This window comes from Chromobacterium sp. ASV23 (assembly GCF_016428945.1).
Taxonomy (GTDB): domain Bacteria; phylum Pseudomonadota; class Gammaproteobacteria; order Burkholderiales; family Chromobacteriaceae; genus Chromobacterium; species Chromobacterium sinusclupearum.
The window spans coordinates 1-17,048 of record NZ_JAELTR010000055.1 but is presented as its reverse complement, the minus strand read 5'-3'; the positions used below and the strand labels follow the sequence as shown (position 1 = coordinate 17,048).

Genomic DNA, 17,048 nt, shown 5'->3' with positions numbered 1-17,048 from the left:
CCATACAGCACCAGCCCTTACGCGCCGCAGGACTCGTCCCCCCCTGCGCCCAGGTTGCCTGAAGTGATTAGCCCTGGATTTGTGTCTATAACGCAATCAGCATGCCTTCGCACATTCATAGCATTTGCTTACGTAAATAAATAATGTATTTCATTATATAAATTACAAAATCAATCTTACACCAAGAGAAAAGCATATTTCCCCATGAATTTCCACTCATGAAAATACGTCCAATACCAAACCCTTCCTGCCGCCCCAAACAAAAAAACCGCCCCATCCAGGGGGCGGTTCGGCAACAGCACGGCCGGGTCATACAAACCAATGACCCCTGCTCAGAAAAATCCCAGCTTGTCCTCGCCATAGCTGACCAGCAGGTTCTTGGTCTGCTGATAATGCTCCAGCATCATCTTGTGCGTTTCGCGGCCGATGCCGGATTGCTTGTAGCCACCGAAGGCCGCGTGCGCCGGATAGGCGTGGTAGCAGTTGGTCCACACTCGGCCAGCCTCGATGTGGCGGCCCAGATAGAACGCCGTGTTGATATTGCGCGTCCACACGCCGGCGCCCAGGCCATACAGGGTGTCGTTGGCGATGGCCAATGCCTCGTCGCGGTCTTGGAAGGTGGTGACCGACACCACCGGGCCGAAGATTTCCTCCTGGAAAATGCGCATCTTGTTGTGGCCGTGGAACACCGTCGGCTGGATGTAGAAGCCGCCGGCCAGATCGCCGTCCAGTTGCGCGCGCGCGCCGCCGGCCAACAACTGGGCGCCTTCCTCGCGGCCGATGGCGAGGTAGCTCTGGATTTTGTCCATCTGCTCCCTGGACGCCTGCGCACCTATCATGGTGGACGGATCGAGCGGATTGCCCTGCTTGATCGCCGCGACGCGGGCCAGCGCCTTCTCCATGAAGCGGTCGTAGATGGACGCCTGGATCAGCGCGCGGCTGGGGCAAGTGCACACTTCGCCCTGATTCAGCGCGAACATCACAAAACCTTCGATGGCCTTGTCGAAGAAGGCGTCGTCCTGCGCCGCCACGTCGTCGAAGAAGATGTTCGGCGACTTGCCGCCCAGCTCCAGCGTCACCGGGATCAGGTTCTGGCTGGCGTACTGCATGATCAGGCGGCCGGTGCCGGTCTCGCCGGTGAAGGCGATCTTGGCGATGCGTTTGGAGCTGGCCAGCGGCTTGCCGGCCTCCACGCCAAAGCCGTTGACCACATTCAGCACGCCGGGCGGCAGCAGATCGCCCACCAGTTCCATCAGCACCAGGATGGACAGCGGCGTCTGTTCGGCCGGCTTCAGCACCACGCAGTTGCCGGCGGCCAGGGCCGGCGCCAGCTTCCACGCCGCCATCAGGATGGGGAAGTTCCACGGGATGATCTGGCCCACCACGCCCAGCGGCTCATGGAAGTGATAGGACACGGTATGGGCGTCGATCTCGCCCAGGCTGCCTTCCTGCGCGCGCACGCAGGCGGCGAAATAGCGGAAATGGTCGATGGCCAGCGGGATGTCGGCGGCGCGGGTTTCGCGTATCGGCTTGCCGTTGTCCCAGGTCTCCACCTCGGCCAGCAGGGCCAGATTGGCCTCCATGCGGTCGGCGATCTTGTTCAGGATGATGGCGCGCTCGGTCACCGGAGTATGGCCCCACTGGAAGCGGGCCGCGTGGGCGGCATCCAACGCCAGCTCCACATCTTGCTCGTCGGAACGCGGAATCTCGCACAGCGGCTTGCCGGTGATGGGCGTGACGTTTTCGAAGTATCGGCCGTTCACCGGCGGCACCCATTTCCCGCCGATGTAGTTGGCGTAGCGTGATTTCAGCGGAAAGCCGGGTTGCAGGTTTGCCATCGCAGTCTCCTTGGTGGTAATGAACCCCTGGCTTGGGGATCACGCCACAGTGCAAGCGGCGTGCCAACCTCTACCCATACTGCATGGCAACATCTGGCAAAGCGTCAAGCTGCGCGGCATGCGGCGAAACCACATTGCAATGCAGCATATTTTCTTCCCAATCAGCCACTTGCCACGCCTGGCAAAGCACCGATAATCGGCAAAACCGCCCACCAAACTGTCGCAGGCTGACACAGCTGTCGCACCGCGACGGCACAGCCTGCAGGAGACGCGCATGACCCAGGCTGCCCGCCTGCCGCTGGACGAGATCCGCCGCCGCTTCTTCACCGACCAGCCCTTGCCCGGCCATGCCTTGCCGCCATCCATCCTCCATTCCTGGCAACGCTGCCGCGGCCTGGGCCTGCCCACAGGCGGCCGGGGCGGAGAGCGGCTGGAGGAAGCCGCATTGCGCCAACGGCGCGAAGCCAACGCCGGCTGGCTGGAAGCCGCGCGGCCGGCCCTGGCCGGCCTGTACGAACAGGTGGCCGGGCATGAGCTGGCGCTGGTGGTGGCCGACAGCCAAGGGCTGATACTCGACGAGAGCGGCGACATCGGCTTTCTGGACAAGGCGGCGCGGTTGGCGCTGGCCCCGGGCATGGACTGGAGCGAGGCGGCGCGCGGCACCAACGCCATCGGCACCGCGCTGGCCGCGGCGGACAGCATGCTGGTGCGCGGCGCGGAGCATTACCTGGAGCGCAACCGCGCCCTCAGCTGCGCGGCCAGCCCCTTGCTCGGCCCGCAAGGCCAGATGCTGGGCGTGCTGGACATCAGCGGCGCCAGCCGTAAGCTGGGCGAGACGCAGCTGCAAGCATTGCGCGCCGCGCGCGGCCAGATCGAGGCCTTGCTGCTGAGCGAGGCGGCGCGCAGCGGCTGGCGATTGAGCCTGCATCGCGACCCGCGGCTGCTGGACAGCCCGGCCGCCTGCCAACTGGTTTTCGGCGAAGACGGCCGGCTGCTGGCCGCCAACCGCGCCGGGCTGGCCCTATGCGGCCTGGAACCGGGCGACTGGCGGCCGCGCCACTTCGCCGCCCTGTTCGGCCAGAGCCTGGAGCACTGGCTGAGCCGCCACGGCGAGGCGCTGGGCGCATTGGGGATCGGGGCGCAGCAGGCATCGGCCCGGCTGCGTCCGCCCGCCGCCAAGCACCGCCCGGCGCAGCCAGCAGCGCCATCCCACAGCGCGCCCGCGCTGGACGGCTTATCTGCGCCCCTGTTCGCCACCGCCTTGAAACTGCTGGAAGCCGACATCCCGGTGCTGATCCTAGGCGAGACCGGCACCGGCAAGGACAGGCTGGCGCGCGCCGTGCACGATCACGGCAGCCGCCGCGGCGCGCCGTTTGTCGCGGTCAACTGCGCGGCGATTCCGGAAGGGCTGATCGAGGCCGAATTGTTCGGCTACCAGAGCGGCGCCTTCACCGGCGCCAGCCGCCAGGGCAGCAAGGGCCGGCTGCGCGAGGCCGATGGCGGCGTGCTGTTCCTGGATGAGATAGGCGACATGCCGCTGAGCCTGCAGGCGCGGCTGCTGAGGGTATTGCAGGAGCGCGAAGTGACGCCGTTGGGCGGCGGGCCGGCGCAGCGGCTGGACATCCGGCTGATCTGCGCCACCCACCGCGACTTGCGCGCGCGGGTGGCCGAAGGCGCCTTTCGAGCCGACCTGTACTACCGGCTATGCCATTATCCGCTGACGCTGCCGCCGCTGCGCGAACGCGGCGACGTAGCGGCCATCGCCCAAAGCATGCTGGACGGCATGGGCGCCGCCCGGCGCGGCATCGCGCTGTCGCCCGCCCTGGCCCAGGCCATCCGCGGCTACCGCTGGCCGGGCAATCTGCGCGAGCTGTCCAACCTGCTGGCCACGCTGTTGGCGCTGGCCGACGATGGCGCAACGCTAACCCTGGAGCATCTGCCGGCCGCGCTGCGCGCGGATATGGCCAGCGCGGGCCATGCCGTGACGGAGAGCGCGCTAGAGCAAGTGCTGCGCCGCTGCGGCGGCAATGCCAGCGCAGCGGCGCGGGCGCTGGGCATCAGCCGCTCCACGCTGTATAGGCGGCTGGCAAAGAAGGGCTAAACCTCCGCCCCCATCAAGCCAGCCAGCTCGCCGCGCAACCAACGCAAGCCAGGATGGCCGTGGCTACGCTCGTGCCACGCCATGGCCACGTCGAAGCGGCGCAGCGGAAACGGGCACTCCCGCAGCTGCACGCGTTCGCGGCAGGCCAAGGCCAAGCGTTCCGGCAGCAAGGCGACGCAATCGGTCTGGGCGACGATTTCCGGCACCAGCAAGAAGGACGCGGCCGACAGCGCCACCCGCCGCGCCACGCCTCGCTCCGCCAGCGCCGCATCCACCGTCGTGGAGAAATCGCCCGTGCCCAGCGATACCACCACATGCTCCAGCGTCAAATAATGCTCCAGCGTCACTTCGCCTTGCAGCGCCGGATGACCGTGGCGGCCGATCAGCACATAGCGGTCATCGAACAAGAATCTGGCGTGCAGGCTGTCCGGCGCGCAATCGGGACTGATCAGCGCCAGATCGACTTCGCCGCGTTCGGTCTGCACCAGCAGCCGGGCCGGCTCCAGATTGCGCACCGCCACGCGGATGCCGGGCGCGGCCTCGCGCAAGCGCTGCAGCAGCGGAATCACCGCCACCGCCTGGGCGTAGTCGGTGCAGGCGATGTTCAAAGTCATGTGTGCCGTGGCGGGATCGAAATCCTGATGCGATGCCAGCATGTCGCGCACTTGGCGCAAGGCATCGCGCAGGGGCGCGAGCAGCGCCTCGGCCTTGGCGGTCGGCCGCATGCCGTGCGGCGCCGGAATCAGCAGCGGATCGCCGAATTGCTCGCGCAGCCTGGCCAATTGCGCGCTGACCGCCGGCTGGCTCAAGTGCAGCCGCGCGGCGGCGCGGGTGACATTACCTTCTTCCAGCAGCGCTTCCAGCGTTTGCAGCAGATTCAGATCGAGGCGTTTGGTATCCATAGGATGAATAGCTAGCAAGAAATCTATCAATTTCACTTATCTATCATATCCGGCCACACTGCGGCCACCTTGATCTGATGCCACGGAGCCCCCATGAGCCACACCGTCCTGCTGGTCTACGCCCAGCCTGAACCAACCTCGCTGACCCGCAGTTTCGTCGACGCCGCCGTCGACACCCTGAGCCGCAACGGTCATCGCGTCCTGCAGTCAGACCTGTACGGCATGCGCTGGAAAGCGGTGCTGGACGCCGACGACTTTCCGGACCGCGCCGATCCCGAGCGCCTGTCCTTCATCGCCGAATCCGGCCACGCCTACGCCGCCGGCACGCAGCCGCCCGATGTGGCGGAGGAGCAGCGCAAGCTATTGGCCGCCGACGCGGTGATCTTTGTGTTTCCGCTGTGGTGGTATGGCATCCCGGCCATTCTCAAGGGCTGGTTCGAGCGCGTTTACGCCTATGGTTTCGGCTACGGCTATCAGGGCCAGGGCAACCGGCTGCGCTACGGCGACGGCCTGCTCAAGGGCAAGCGCGCGTTGCTGGCGGCGATGGTTGGCGGCGGCGAGCAAGACTACGGTCCGCGCGGCATCAATGGGCCGTTAAAGGAGCTGTTGTTTCCAGTGACCCATGGCTGCCTGTTCTACCCAGGCATGGACGTGCTGCCCATCCACGCAGTGTACGGCGTCAACCATCTGAGCCGGGAGGAAGTGGCAGACCAGCTGAAGCACTGGCGACGCCGGCTGGCCGGCTTGTTCAACGAGGCCCCGATTCCGTTCCGCCGCCAGAACGGCGGCGATTATCCGGACGGCCATCAATTAGCCGATGATATCGCGCCGGAAATGTCAGGCATCTGGGCGCATGTGGCCTTGCCGCGCTGCTACGCGCCGCCGCAGACCAAGGAAGCCGTCGAGCAATAAAAAAAGCGGGAAGCCTGGCTTCCCGCCTGTTTCACGCTTCCGATTCGATCAGAAACCGAACGCCGCCCGCTCCTCGGCGGTCAGGTGGCGCCATTCGCCCACCGGCAGGTCGCCCAGGACAATCGCGCCCAGACTTTCGCGGTGCAGCGCCTCGACGCGGTTGCTGGCCGCCGCCACCATGCGCTTCACCTGGTGGTACTTGCCCTCGGTGATGGTCAGCAGGATGGTATGGGCGTCGATCTGCTCGATGCTGTCGGCGGCGAACTCGCGCGCCTCGTCGTTGAGGTAGACGCCGCTTTGCAGCTTGGCGATCAACTCCGCCGTCGCCTCGTGCTTCAGCGTGACGCGGTAAACCTTGGGCACCAGCTTCTTCGGCGAACTCAGGGCGTGGATGAACTGCCCATCGTTGGACAGCAGGATCAGGCCGGTGGTGTCCACATCCAGCCGCCCCACCGCCGACAGGTCCAGATTGGAAAACTGGTCCGGCAGCAGGCGGTAGATGCTGGGATGGCACTGCGGCTTGTGCGAGGTTTCGTAATTGGCCGGCTTGTGCAGCAGCAGATACAGCGGGCCGGTCACCAGCGGCCACGGCTCGTCGTCCACCACCAGGCTGGCGATGTCGGCCAGTTCATATTGGGCGCGGTAGTTGTCCACCACCTCCCCGTTCACTTGCACCAGGCCATATTCGATCAGCTGGCGACACTCCTTGCGGCCGCCAAAGCCTTGTTGTTGCAACAGTCGATAGAGTTCCATGCAGCGATGGTAGCACGCGCGGCAGGCGCGCGCCGGCCTCAGGACAGCATCTGGATCGGCGCGGCGACGCAAACGCGGTCGCGCCCTTGCTGCTTGGCTTGGTACAGCGCCTCGTCCGCCGCCAGCACCACGCTCTCGGCGTCTTCGCCATGCAGCGGGCACAGCGCCAAGCCGATGGACAGCGTCACCGACAAGGTATGGCCCAGCGCGTCTATCTCCATGGCACGCACCGCCTCGCATAGCTGTTGCGCCTTGGCGAAAGCCGCGTCCAGCGAGGCCCCGGGCAGCAGCACGAAGAATTCCTCGCCGCCATAACGGCAGACAATGTCGCCGCTGCGGAAGTGATCGCTGAGATACGCCCCCAGCGCGGTCAGCACCGCGTCGCCGCAGCGATGGCCGTAGGTGTCGTTGACGCGCTTGAAGTGGTCGGCGTCCACCATCAACACCGCCACGTCGCGGTGCAGCGCCAGCATGTGATCCAGCACCCGCGGCAGGATGTCATCGAGGTGACGGCGATTGAACAGGCCGGTCAGCGGATCGCGCAGCACCTGGTCACGCAGCCCCTGCTGCAGCCGTTCGATCTCCTCTACCTTGCGGCGCAGCGAGGCATTGGCATCGCGCAGATTCTGCTCCAGCCGCTTGCGCTCGCTGATGTCGTTGATGCCGTTGATGGCATACCAAACCTTGTCGCTCTTGACCACCGAACAGGAAATCAGCGCCCAGAATTCTCGCCCCTGCGCGTTTTTCAGCTTGACCTCCCGGTCCGCCACCCGGCCGTTGACGCGCAACGCCTGCGCCACATCCTCCCGCTCTTGCGGATTAACGTAGAAATCCTGCACCCGCAGCGCGCGCGATGGATGCAGATGGGTGCCGAACAGCTCCTCTGCGCGCTCGTTGGCATAGATCAGCTCGCCGCCGGCCAGCCGGTTCATCGCCAGGGGAAATGGCGCCGCATCCGCCATCAGCCGCAAGCGGGCCTCGCTCTCCACCAACTGGCTGGTCCGTTCGCCGACTTTGGCTTCCAGCGACTGGTTGGCCTGCAACAGGTTGCGCTCCACTTGGCGCCGCTCTTCCAGCAAAGCGCCGAACACCAGCAGCGTCACCGACTGCACCAGGCCCAGCAGCGCCACATTCAGCAGCGACTCATCGATGGTCGGCGCGATGGCCAGCGCGCCGGCCTCGAAACGGATGCCCGCCAAGGCCAGCGCGACAATCGCCAGGGCCAGCGCGTGCGCCAGCAGCAGCTGGCTGCGGAAAGCCAGCCACAGCAAAGGCATGATGAAAAGGTACGGCAGAATGGCGTAGTGGCCGCCGCGCCCGGGCAGCGCGCAGCACACCAGCGCCGCCAGCGACAGCGTGGCGCCGGCCACCAGCGAAGTCTCGCGCCAGCAGGCCCCGCCGCCGCATGAGCGCTCGGTGCGGCCGGCCAGCAGCAGAATCGGCGCCAGCGTCAGCAGCAGCACGGCATCGCCCAGCCAGACCCGCGCGAATGCCCAGGCCAGTTCCGGCAGCTGGTGCCGGTAAGCAGGCAACAGCACAAAGACCCTGCCCAACGCCGCCAGCAGGCTGCCCAGCGCCACCGGCCCAGCCAGAAAGGCCAGCACATCGGCCTGACGGAAAAAGGGCCGACTCCGCCGCGGCGGCAGATAGGCGCTGAACAAGGCCGCAGCCAGGCCGCTGGCGGCCAGCAACAGCCACTCGGCCAGCAGCAGCCCCGGCTCGCCCCAGGCCAGCCACAGCAAGCCCAGCGCCAGACCTGGCCAGACTCGCCGCCCCAGACGCAACAGCATGGCCAACGCCAGCGGCAGGCCCAGCTGCAGCCAGTGGGAATATGGCGACGGCAGACACGCTGCCAACAGCGCGGCGAACAGCGCGCAGGCCGCGGCTACCGCCGCCTGTAAAACAGCCAACGCCCCCCAGCTGCGCCAAGCCGCATCGCGAACCGACATCTCGACTCCATCCTGTATGGGCGGGCCGTCGCCGCGCCTGATTATGCATCTCAGATTAGTCTTGAAAAGCCGGCAAATCCATCAAATTCCCGCCTTATCCTGTGAAGGACTATTGCCGTGCCGCATCGGCATGCAGCTTGCGGTTTATCTTGCTGATTCCGCTTGGTATTGTTCAGATGATGGCAATCATATGAAACCCTGGAGCAAGCATGCGCTATCCAGACGCACACAAGACCCAGACCCGCCAGCGCATCGTGGCGATGGCAGCCTTGCGTTTCCGCGCCGAAGGCTTGGCCGGCGTGGGCATCGCCAACCTGATGGCCGACCTTGGCCTGACCCATGGCGGCTTCTACGCCCATTTCGACAGCAAGGAGCAACTGGTGGCCACCGCCTGCAGCCAGGCCTTGCAACAGCTGAACCAACACTGGCGACAACTGCTGGAGCAGGCGGCGCCGGGCGAATGCATGGCGGCGCTGGCCAGCGACTACCTCAGCCCGGCCCACCGCGATCTGCCCGACTCCGGCTGCGCGCTGGCCGCGCTGGCCGGCGAGCTGGCGCGCCAGGGCGTCACAGTCCGCCAGCAAGTCGCCGGCGAGCTGGAGGCGATACTGGCCACGCTGGCGCACGCCAGGCAGCGCGACGGCCAAGCGGATAGCGCACTGGCCGACCTGGCCATGATGGTGGGCAGCCTGTCGCTGGCGCGGCTGATAGACGATGCGGCACTGTCTCAACAGCTGCTGCAACAGGCGCGCGAAAGGTTTGTCGCGTCAAAATAGCAATGTCATGATTTTGCTTTTTTCCGGCAAAATCATGCATAACGGTCCCTATCGATATGAAGAGCGCTGGCTGCGCGTGCTGGCGGCGTTGCGCGCGCCCAAGCCCGATGCCGGACAGATCGACGATCTGCGCAACCTGCTGAATGACCCGATGCGCGGCAACGGCGAGCAAGTTCGGGTTTGGCTGGAGCGTGGCAAAGCGGCCGGCGTGGTCGGCTGGGTCGCCGCCAATGTGCCGCGCAACGGCGAACTCTATGGCGGGCCCCTGCTAGCCGCCAATCGCCCCGCGCTGGACGGTTTGATTGAGACGCTGCTGCAAGAAGCCGCCGTGGCTGGCGCGCGCTTCGTCCACGTCAGCGCCGCAGACACTGAGCAAGGCAAGCATGCCGCCTTGCTGGCGCATGGTTTCCAGCCGCACTTTGATTTTCTGACGCTGAGCGCGCCGAGCGCCGCCATCTTGCCTCGCCCCATGCCAAAAGAATGGAAGCGTGTCGAGACCATGGCAGTGGATTGGACCAGACTAGCCGCATTGTTCGCGCGCTGCTTCGCTGAGGTTCCGCATGTGCCGTACCACTCCCCGGAAAAACTGAGGGAGGATTGGCTAAGCGCCGATGACGCCGCCAGCCAGGTGTGGGCGGCGCCGGATGGCAGCTACCGCGCCTTTCTGCTGGCGTGCGCTGCGGGACAGGTGGAGGCGGTAGGCGTCGATCCGCGCGACACCGGACAGGGCATCGCCGCCGCAATGTACGCGGTGGCAGCAATCGCGTTGCAGTCACGGGGCATCGAAGCCATGGAAGCGCTAGTCGCCGACTGCAATGCCGGCTCGCTGGCCTTGCATCGCAAGCTTGGCTTTGTCGAGACCTGCCGCAGACAGGTCTACCGCCATACGCTGGCGGTGCCGATATAAGCGCTCCCTACGGCGCCACGCTGCGCGGCTGCAGGCAGGCCTCGCGTGTCTCCTGCAGCAAGCGCTCGAAGTCGCCGCTGTCCTGCAAGGCCTTCAAGCCGCGGTTGAAACGCTCCACCAACTCCGGTCCGCGCGCATGCTTGCGCCAGATGACCACATGCAGCGGCGCCGCCCAGAACGTCTTGTTCTGCGCCTCCAGCACCGCCCCCTGCGCCGGACTGAAGTGGTGGGCGATCAAATATTTGCCCACCTCCTGGTCGATGGGAAACAGGTCGATGCGACCGGCTATCAATTTGCGCAGATTGATCAGATCGTCCGGCGCGTTATCCACCGTCAACGTGCCATTCTTGACCTGGGCGTCGAAATCGTCGGAATAGAAATTGCCGACGGTGATGCCGACCCGCGCGCCCTTCAGTTCGCTCCAGCGGCTCCACGCCAACGGGTGGTCCTTGCGCTGGAAGAACACCATGCGCGCCGACAGCACCGGCTGCGTATACAGCAAGTCGCGCTTGCGCTCGGCGGTCGGCGCCCAGCCGAAGCTGCCGTCCACCTGGCCGTTGCGGGCCGATTGCAAGGTGCGGTTGTTGGGGTAATAGCGGAAAGCGACGTCAACGCCGCCGCGGGCGAAGGCTTCCTTCACCAGCCGCGACAGTATCCCGTCGTAAGGCAGCTCCTGGCCCATATACGGCGGCCATTCCTGATTGGACAGGGTGATCTTGAGGCGCGGGGCAGCCTCAACTGGAGTCGCCAGCAGCGCAACCCAGCTCAGGATACCCAGCAGCATGCCGTGGTATCGCATTGTTTTCCCGATTCCTGCAATGAACGAGCTGTCAGTTTGTTTTATATGCTGTGGACAGTCTCTTCGTGAGAATAACTGGCAATACCATTCGCATCAATGAAAAACGCCCGGTGTAATTTACACCGGGCGTCGTTTGCATGCTGGCTCAGCGGCTCTTCGGCGGCGTGAACAACGCGGCTTTCGGCGCGGCAGGCTTGCCGCTGCGGCTGCCTTCGGAACGGGCGTTCTGGCCCTGCCCTTGGCGCGGACCGCCGGTGCGGCCATGGCCGGCCGGCTTGCTTTCGGTTTGATGGCGCGGTTTGGACGCCGGGTTGCGCGGCTGTTGGCTGCGTCCCTGTCCTTGACCGCCACGGCCTTGTCCGCGGCCGCGCGCGCCGCCGCCCATCGGAATCGGCTCCGGCTTGACGTTGAGGTCGGCCTCATAGCCCGGCACGGTGAAGCGCTCGATCGACATCTTGATCAGCTTTTCGATGTCGCGCAGGAAGTTGAACTCGTCGACGCAGACCAGCGACAGCGCTTCACCCGGCGTGCCGGCGCGGCCGGTGCGGCCAATGCGGTGCACATAGTCTTCCGGGACGTTGGGCAGCTCGAAGTTGACCACGTGCGGCAGTTGGTCGATGTCCAGACCGCGCGCGGCGATGTCCGTCGCCACCAGCACCTGCAGCTCGCCGCTCTTGAAGTCAGCCAAGGCGCGGGTACGCGCGTTCTGGCTCTTGTTGCCATGGATGGCGGCGGCCGAGATGCCGATCTTGTCCAGCTTCTCCGCCAGGCGGTTGGCGCCGTGCTTGGTGCGGGTGAACACCAGCACCTGGAACCAATTGTGCTCGCGGATGAGATGGATCAATAGATCGGTCTTCTTGTCGCGGTCAACCAGGTGTACCTTCTGCGTCACCAGCTCGTTGGTGGTGTTGCGGCGCGCCACTTCCACCAGCTTGGGGTTGTCCAGCAGCTTGTCGGCCAGCGCCTTGATCTCGTCGGAGAACGTGGCCGAGAACAGCAGGTTCTGCCGTTTGGCCGGCAGCTTGGCCAGCACCTTCTTGATATCGTGGATGAAGCCCATGTCCAGCATGCGGTCCGCTTCGTCCAGCACCAGGATCTCCACGCCGGACAGGTCCACCGTCTTCTGGCCGACATGGTCCAGCAGACGGCCCGGTGTCGCCACCAGGATGTCCACCGAGGAACGCAGCGCCTTGATCTGCGGATTGATGTTGACGCCGCCGAACATCACCAAGGACTTCAAAGGCAGGTATTTGCTATAAGTACGGACAGACTCCTCCACCTGGGCGGCCAGCTCGCGGGTGGGGGTCAAAACCAGGGCGCGCGGCCGGCCGGCATGGTGGCTGGGCGAACGCATCAACAGTTGCAACAGCGGCAGCGTGAAGCCGGCAGTCTTGCCGGTGCCGGTCTGCGCGGCGGCCAGCAGGTCGCCGCCTTGCAGCACTTGCGGAATCGCTTGCGCCTGGATAGGCGTGGGCGTGGTATAACCGGTATCGGCTACGGCGCGCAGCAAGGGGTCTGCCAGGCCTAGGTCGGCAAAGGTAAGATCGGACATAATATGCTCCTGCGACGGCCTATCGCAGAACTGCGACCAATCCAGGCTGACGGGATAGTGTGAGTTGAAACTCGTGGAGTGAAGAACGTGCGGGACTGGTACTCGCACGAAGCGTCGCAGTGTACAGGCAATCGATGGCGATGGGAACTCGCCGCCGGCCCTGCCAGCTCTGCCGCAACGATGCGGTGGTTTTTTGTTGTCGTTTTTGAGGATTGAATATGCCCATAGCCCCTACCAGGCTGATAGGCTCTTTGCTGTTGCTGCCGGCGCTGGCGCTGGCGGGCAAGAACGACCGCCCGCATGTTGGCGGCGCCGAACATACGACCGTCGAGGCAGCCAAACCGGTGGCGGAAGCTCCGCAGGTCGCCACCGACTTCCACTGCGATCAGCCGGCCAACGCCGTGGAAAGCATGGTGTGCCAGGACGACGGCCTGACCCGGCTGGACAACCGGCTGGAGAAGTTCTACGCCCAGGCGCTGGCCAAGGCGGATCAGACCGGCAACAACGCGCGCGGCAAGCTGATCAATGAACAGAAGCGCTGGGTCAAGTCATTGAAGGACTGCATGAAGGAAGAGGATCCCCACATGTGCCTGGGCGACACCTACATCCTGCGCATTTCCCAACTGCAGGCGGCCTGGGCGCTGGCGCCGTCCCTGACGCCGTTGCGCTATCTGTGCAAGGGCCAGCCGGACAGCACCATCCTGGCGACCTTCTACCGCACCCGCCCCGCCACCGCCAAGCTGGAACGCGGCAATTCGCTGGTCATCGTGCACCAAGGCATGAGCGGCAGCGGCGCCCGCTACCAGGGCCAGGGCGTCGAATTCTGGATCAAGGGCCGCGACGCCAGCGTCAATTGGCGCGGCGAATCGCTGGAATGCACCACGCAGCCGACGCCGTAAACCCTACCCGTCGCAGGACGGACCAACGCACGCCGACGGCTGGATTTTGTCAGCCGCGCGCCGCCCCAACATGGCGCCATTGACGCGCTGCGGTTAGAATCGGACGCCCGCGCCATCCTGCGCCGGGCGCAACCCGAATCAGCAAAGACCCGCCATGGCCCTGAACGCCACCATCTACAAAGCCACGCTCATCCTGTCCGACATGGACCGCGGCTATTACGCCACCCACTCCCTGACCCTGGCCCAGCACCCGTCGGAAACGCTGGAACGGATGATGCTGCGCATCGTCGCCTTCGCCCTGCACGCCAGCGACACGCTGGCCTTCACCCGCGGCCTGTGCGCGGACGACGAGCCGGAGCTGTGGCAGAAGAACTATTCCGACGAGATTGAGCTGTGGGTAGAGCTGGGCGAGCCGGACGAAAAACGGCTGAAGAAAGCCTGTTCGCGTTCTGACCGCGTGGCGCTGTACAGCTATGGCGGCCGCGCCAGCGAAGTATGGTGGGGACAGAATGAGAGCAAGCTGTCGCGGCTGGACAAGCTGGAAGTGTTTCGCATCGATTTCGAAGCGTTGCAGGCGCTGGCCGCGCTGGCCGAACGCAGCATGCAGCTGACCGCCACCATCCAGGACGGCCAGCTGTGGCTGTCGAACGACGCTCAGAACGTCTTGATCGCGCCGTTGCGGCTGAAGTGACGCGCCAGCCAGCCGCCCAGCCGCTGCCACAACCCTAGCGGCGGCGGCAGGCAGCCATGGCCCAGTCGCAGCCGCGCCAACTGCCGGCGCTGACGCAGCGTCTGTCCGCCATCGCGCTTGGCGGGCAGGCGGCTCAGAATCACCACCCCGCACGCCTCGCGGCAGCTGCGGCGCAATGCGCTTCGGACGGGAACGGCCATCCCGCTCTCCTAGCTTTGGTCAACGTCAGAAGCGTAAAGAGGCCCAGCTAAATTTGCGGCAAAAAACCGGCCGGCTCGCATAAAAATTGGCTAAATCCGCCAGACCGGCTTTATGCTGTTCCACGTGAAACCTTGCGGAAAACCGGTCCATGCTTAGCCTGCGTCCCGCTGATAGCGACGACATCCCCCTCATAGCCGCCCTCCACGCGCAAAGCTGGCGCGCGAGCTATCGCAGCATCCTGCCTGACGCTTACCTTGACGAGCGCGCCGATGGCGACAGGCTTGCCGTATGGCGCGCCCGTTTCGCCTCTGAAACGCCGCTCTGGGTGCGCATCGCCTGCTGGGGGGACGAGCCGGTCGGTTTCGTCTGCCTGTTGCCGGACGAGGCGCCGGAACTGGGCGTTTATCTGGACAATCTGCATGTGCGCGGCGATCAGCAAGGACGCGGCATCGGCCGAGCGCTGATGGCAGCCGCAGCGGCCGAGGCTTGCCGCATCGCGCCGGGCAGGCCGCTCTATCTTTGGGTCTACGAGCGCAATACCGATGCCTGCGCCGTGTATGCCAGGCTAGGCGGCGAAGTGCTTGAGCGCCGCGAGGAGGACACCGCGGCCGGCACCCGCGCCATCGCGCTGCGCTTTCACTGGACCGACCCTGCCCGGCTTTGCCAACCAGGAATCTGAGCGCCAGCCGTACTGCGGCGCTTACAATACACGCCATGGCTACTCTCAAATACCTGCCGCAATATCCGCCGTCGCTGGTGCAACAGGCGCAAGCCCTGTTCGACGCCGGGGAGCTGCCCGCCCTGCTGCGCCGCAAATACCCGGACCCGCACGACGTGCAAACCGACAAGGCGCTGTATCAATTTGTCGCCGCGCTGAAGCAACGCTATCTGAAAAACGCGCCGCTGCCGTCCAAGGTGCTGTACGACAATCAACAGCACCCGTTGAAAGGCACGCTGGGCACCAACACCACGATTTCCAGGGTGCAGGGCGGCCGGCTGAAAACCAAGAGCGAGATCCGCATCGCCGCGCTGTTCCGCGAACTGCCGCTGCCCTTCTTGCAGATGATCGCTGTGCACGAGCTGGCTCACCTCAAGGAGCGCGACCACGGCAAGGCCTTCTACCAGCTGTGCTGCCACATGCTGCCGGAGTATCACCAGCTGGAATTCGACCTGCGGTTGTGGCTGAACTGCCGCGAGCGGGAGTCCGGCTGAACAGGCAATTTATTCCCTAAAAGAATAACAAATCAATCCATTATTATTTTTATTGCAGATCGCCCCGCGCTACAGTCCAGACATCGACCCACGCGAAGGCCAGCCATGCTCCCCCTGCTGCAAGCATTTGATCTGATCATCCAGCCCGGCTGGCGCAACTCCGGCGCCGAGCACTGGCAAAGCCACTGGCAGCGCCGCCTGGGCGCGCGCCGAGTGGACAACGCCGACTGGGAACGCCCGCAACTCGAGGACTGGCTGGACGGCCTGGACGCGGCGCTGGCGCGCTGCAGCAAGCCGCCGCTGGTCATCGCCCACAGCCTGGGTTGCGTCACCGTCGCCCACTACGCCGCCCGCCACCCGGACCGCATCGCCGGCGCGCTGCTGGTGGCGCCGGCCGACGTGGAGCGCGCCTTCGCGCCGGCGGAGTTGCTGAACTTCGCCCCGGTGCCGCGCCAGCCGCTGCCCTTCCCGGCGCAGATTGTCGCCAGCAGCAACGATCCGTTCTGCAAATCGGCGCGCGCCGCGCGCATGGCGGGTTACTGGCGGGCGCCGATCACCTGGCTGCAGCACGCCGGCCATATCAATATCGACTCCGGCCACCGGCAATGGGAGGAAGGCTGGCCCTTGCTGCTGCGGCTGGCAACGCGCGCCGGCCACCGTCTGCAATCCCAGGCGGCTCCAGCCAACGCGGCGCTGGTCTAAACTGAAACATCGTTTCTCTCGCGGTCCGTCGCCATGCGCCTCGCCACCGTCCTTTTGGCCAGCCTGCCGTTTTTCCTCGCCTGCGCCCCGGCACAAGCCGCCGCGCCGCAACGGATAGGCATCACGGTGGGCGCGCTGGATAATCCGTTCTATCAAGCGCTGACGCGCGGCGCGATCCAGACCGCGCACCGTCTCAATCCATCGGTGCAAGTCATTTCGCTGTCCGCCAACTTCAACCTGCCGCGACAGCGCGAGCAAATGCAACAGTTGATAGAACAGAAACCGGATCTGATCCTGCTCGGCGCGGTGGACAGCCGCGCCATCGCGCCGCAAGTTCGGGCGGCGCGCGCCGCCGGCATTGTGGTGGTGGCGGTGGATGTGGATGCGCCGGGCGCCGACGGCACGGTGAAGTCGGACAACCGCCAGGCCGGCGAAATCAGCTGCCGCCACCTGGCCCGGCAGCTGGGCGGCAAGGGCGCGCTGCTGATCCAGAGCGGGCCGCCGGTCAGTTCGGTCAGCGACCGTATCGCCGGCTGCCGCGCCGCGCTGGCATCCTTTCCCGGCATCCGCGTGCTGAACGGCGTCAACGGCCAGGGCTCCAGCCTGGGCGGCCAGCGCGCGCTGCAAAGCGATCTGGCGCGCTTCGCCGCCATAGACGCGGTGTTCGCCACCAATGACCGCCAGGCGCTCGGTTGCGCCAAGGCGCTGTCCGCTCAGGAGGCCGACCGCGTCAGGATCGCCTCGGTGGATGGCTCGCCGGACATCGAGCGGGCCTTGCGCCAGCCCGGACCCATCATCGCCTCGGCCAGCCAATCGCCGTATCGGATAGGCCGCGAAGCGGTATTGCTGGGTCA

At 65.5% G+C, this 17,048-nt stretch carries 17 protein-coding genes; 10 read left to right on the top strand and 7 right to left on the bottom strand.

Annotated features, from left to right (window positions below):
* Nucleotides 1-332 precede the first annotated feature (332 nt).
* A complete protein-coding gene (gene adh / locus JHD59_RS17920; protein ID WP_199155234.1) occupies nt 333-1,838 on the bottom strand; it encodes an aldehyde dehydrogenase in 1,506 nt (501 codons plus the stop codon).
* 274 nt (nt 1,839-2,112) lie between these two features.
* Here adh and JHD59_RS17915 point away from each other — a divergent pair, with 274 nt between their 5' ends.
* Nucleotides 2,113-3,939, top strand: a complete 1,827-nt coding sequence (locus tag JHD59_RS17915) for a sigma-54-dependent Fis family transcriptional regulator (RefSeq protein ID WP_233164371.1) — start codon at nt 2,113-2,115, stop codon at nt 3,937-3,939.
* On the opposite strand, the gene JHD59_RS17910 is transcribed toward JHD59_RS17915, so the two are convergent.
* The gene (locus tag JHD59_RS17910; RefSeq protein WP_199155233.1) at nt 3,936-4,841 is read right to left on the bottom strand and encodes a LysR family transcriptional regulator; all 906 of its coding nucleotides are present in this window, start codon (nt 4,839-4,841) and stop codon (nt 3,936-3,938) included. The genes JHD59_RS17915 and JHD59_RS17910 overlap by 4 nt on opposite strands.
* A gap of 93 nt (nt 4,842-4,934) precedes the next feature.
* On the opposite strand from JHD59_RS17910, the gene JHD59_RS17905 reads away from it, so the two are divergent.
* Nucleotides 4,935-5,753: an NAD(P)H-dependent oxidoreductase gene (locus JHD59_RS17905; RefSeq protein WP_199155232.1), complete on the top strand. Its 819-nt coding sequence runs from the start codon at nt 4,935-4,937 to the stop codon at nt 5,751-5,753.
* Between the two features lie 48 nt (nt 5,754-5,801).
* On the opposite strand, the gene JHD59_RS17900 is transcribed toward JHD59_RS17905, so the two are convergent.
* Nucleotides 5,802-6,506: a pseudouridine synthase gene (locus JHD59_RS17900; RefSeq protein WP_199155231.1), complete on the bottom strand. Its 705-nt coding sequence runs from the start codon at nt 6,504-6,506 to the stop codon at nt 5,802-5,804.
* A 38-nt stretch (nt 6,507-6,544) separates the two neighbouring features.
* Nucleotides 6,545-8,455, bottom strand: a complete 1,911-nt coding sequence (locus JHD59_RS17895) for a diguanylate cyclase (RefSeq protein ID WP_199155230.1) — start codon at nt 8,453-8,455, stop codon at nt 6,545-6,547.
* A gap of 209 nt (nt 8,456-8,664) precedes the next feature.
* Here JHD59_RS17895 and JHD59_RS17890 point away from each other — a divergent pair, with 209 nt between their 5' ends.
* Nucleotides 8,665-9,231 carry a TetR/AcrR family transcriptional regulator gene (locus JHD59_RS17890; RefSeq protein ID WP_199155229.1) on the top strand — a complete coding sequence of 189 codons (567 nt, stop codon included), beginning with the start codon at nt 8,665-8,667 and terminating at the stop codon, nt 9,229-9,231.
* 34 nt (nt 9,232-9,265) lie between these two features.
* Nucleotides 9,266-10,138 carry a GNAT family N-acetyltransferase gene (locus JHD59_RS17885; protein ID WP_199155228.1) on the top strand — a complete coding sequence of 291 codons (873 nt, stop codon included), beginning with the start codon at nt 9,266-9,268 and terminating at the stop codon, nt 10,136-10,138.
* A 7-nt stretch (nt 10,139-10,145) separates the two neighbouring features.
* On the opposite strand, the gene JHD59_RS17880 is transcribed toward JHD59_RS17885, so the two are convergent.
* Both JHD59_RS17880 and JHD59_RS17875 read right to left on the bottom strand, forming a co-directional pair.
* Entirely contained in the window at nt 10,146-10,922 is a 777-nt protein-coding gene (locus JHD59_RS17880; protein WP_199155227.1) for an ABC transporter substrate-binding protein, read from the bottom strand.
* Nucleotides 10,923-11,082: 160 nt separating this feature from the next.
* Nucleotides 11,083-12,489 (bottom strand): DEAD/DEAH box helicase, encoded by a 1,407-nt coding sequence (locus JHD59_RS17875; protein WP_199155226.1) that lies wholly within the window; start codon nt 12,487-12,489, stop codon nt 11,083-11,085.
* A gap of 218 nt (nt 12,490-12,707) precedes the next feature.
* Here JHD59_RS17875 and JHD59_RS17870 point away from each other — a divergent pair, with 218 nt between their 5' ends.
* Together JHD59_RS17870 and JHD59_RS17865 are read left to right on the top strand one after the other, a co-directional pair.
* On the top strand, nt 12,708-13,388 hold the full coding sequence (locus tag JHD59_RS17870; protein ID WP_199155225.1) for an MliC family protein: 681 nt from the start codon (nt 12,708-12,710) through the stop codon (nt 13,386-13,388).
* A 154-nt stretch (nt 13,389-13,542) separates the two neighbouring features.
* Nucleotides 13,543-14,079, top strand: a complete 537-nt coding sequence (locus JHD59_RS17865; protein ID WP_103318910.1) for a YaeQ family protein — start codon at nt 13,543-13,545, stop codon at nt 14,077-14,079.
* Here the strand turns inward: JHD59_RS17865 and JHD59_RS17860 are convergent.
* Nucleotides 14,043-14,279 (bottom strand): hypothetical protein, encoded by a 237-nt coding sequence (locus JHD59_RS17860; RefSeq protein ID WP_103318908.1) that lies wholly within the window; start codon nt 14,277-14,279, stop codon nt 14,043-14,045. The genes JHD59_RS17865 and JHD59_RS17860 overlap by 37 nt on opposite strands.
* A gap of 149 nt (nt 14,280-14,428) precedes the next feature.
* On the opposite strand from JHD59_RS17860, the gene JHD59_RS17855 reads away from it, so the two are divergent.
* The 4 genes from JHD59_RS17855 to JHD59_RS17840 form a co-directional block, all read left to right on the top strand.
* The gene (locus tag JHD59_RS17855; protein ID WP_199155224.1) at nt 14,429-14,959 is read left to right on the top strand and encodes a GNAT family N-acetyltransferase; all 531 of its coding nucleotides are present in this window, start codon (nt 14,429-14,431) and stop codon (nt 14,957-14,959) included.
* A 35-nt stretch (nt 14,960-14,994) separates the two neighbouring features.
* Nucleotides 14,995-15,492, top strand: a complete 498-nt coding sequence (locus JHD59_RS17850; RefSeq protein WP_199155223.1) for a YgjP-like metallopeptidase domain-containing protein — start codon at nt 14,995-14,997, stop codon at nt 15,490-15,492.
* Nucleotides 15,493-15,597: 105 nt separating this feature from the next.
* Complete coding sequence (locus JHD59_RS17845) at nt 15,598-16,194, top strand: alpha/beta hydrolase (RefSeq protein ID WP_199155222.1); 597 nt, start codon at nt 15,598-15,600, stop codon at nt 16,192-16,194.
* Nucleotides 16,195-16,227: 33 nt separating this feature from the next.
* Nucleotides 16,228-17,048: substrate-binding domain-containing protein (locus JHD59_RS17840; RefSeq protein ID WP_199155221.1), on the top strand; the 821-nt coding region annotated here is incomplete at its 3' end.

Bases quoted from the DNA above. Each gene is read 5' to 3' on its own strand.
- adh (WP_199155234.1), bottom strand. From the start codon at position 1,838: ATGGCAAACCTGCAACCCGGCTTTCCGCTGAAATCACGCTACGCCAAC.
- JHD59_RS17915 (WP_233164371.1), top strand. From the start codon at position 2,113: ATGACCCAGGCTGCCCGCCTGCCGCTGGACGAGATCCGCCGCCGCTTC.
- JHD59_RS17910 (WP_199155233.1), bottom strand. From the start codon at position 4,841: ATGGATACCAAACGCCTCGATCTGAATCTGCTGCAAACGCTGGAAGCG.
- JHD59_RS17905 (WP_199155232.1), top strand. From the start codon at position 4,935: ATGAGCCACACCGTCCTGCTGGTCTACGCCCAGCCTGAACCAACCTCG.
- JHD59_RS17900 (WP_199155231.1), bottom strand. From the start codon at position 6,506: ATGGAACTCTATCGACTGTTGCAACAACAAGGCTTTGGCGGCCGCAAG.
- JHD59_RS17895 (WP_199155230.1), bottom strand. From the start codon at position 8,455: ATGTCGGTTCGCGATGCGGCTTGGCGCAGCTGGGGGGCGTTGGCTGTT.
- JHD59_RS17890 (WP_199155229.1), top strand. From the start codon at position 8,665: ATGCGCTATCCAGACGCACACAAGACCCAGACCCGCCAGCGCATCGTG.
- JHD59_RS17885 (WP_199155228.1), top strand. From the start codon at position 9,266: ATGCATAACGGTCCCTATCGATATGAAGAGCGCTGGCTGCGCGTGCTG.
- JHD59_RS17880 (WP_199155227.1), bottom strand. From the start codon at position 10,922: ATGCTGCTGGGTATCCTGAGCTGGGTTGCGCTGCTGGCGACTCCAGTT.
- JHD59_RS17875 (WP_199155226.1), bottom strand. From the start codon at position 12,489: ATGTCCGATCTTACCTTTGCCGACCTAGGCCTGGCAGACCCCTTGCTG.
- JHD59_RS17870 (WP_199155225.1), top strand. From the start codon at position 12,708: ATGCCCATAGCCCCTACCAGGCTGATAGGCTCTTTGCTGTTGCTGCCG.
- JHD59_RS17865 (WP_103318910.1), top strand. From the start codon at position 13,543: ATGGCCCTGAACGCCACCATCTACAAAGCCACGCTCATCCTGTCCGAC.
- JHD59_RS17860 (WP_103318908.1), bottom strand. From the start codon at position 14,279: ATGGCCGTTCCCGTCCGAAGCGCATTGCGCCGCAGCTGCCGCGAGGCG.
- JHD59_RS17855 (WP_199155224.1), top strand. From the start codon at position 14,429: ATGCTTAGCCTGCGTCCCGCTGATAGCGACGACATCCCCCTCATAGCC.
- JHD59_RS17850 (WP_199155223.1), top strand. From the start codon at position 14,995: ATGGCTACTCTCAAATACCTGCCGCAATATCCGCCGTCGCTGGTGCAA.
- JHD59_RS17845 (WP_199155222.1), top strand. From the start codon at position 15,598: ATGCTCCCCCTGCTGCAAGCATTTGATCTGATCATCCAGCCCGGCTGG.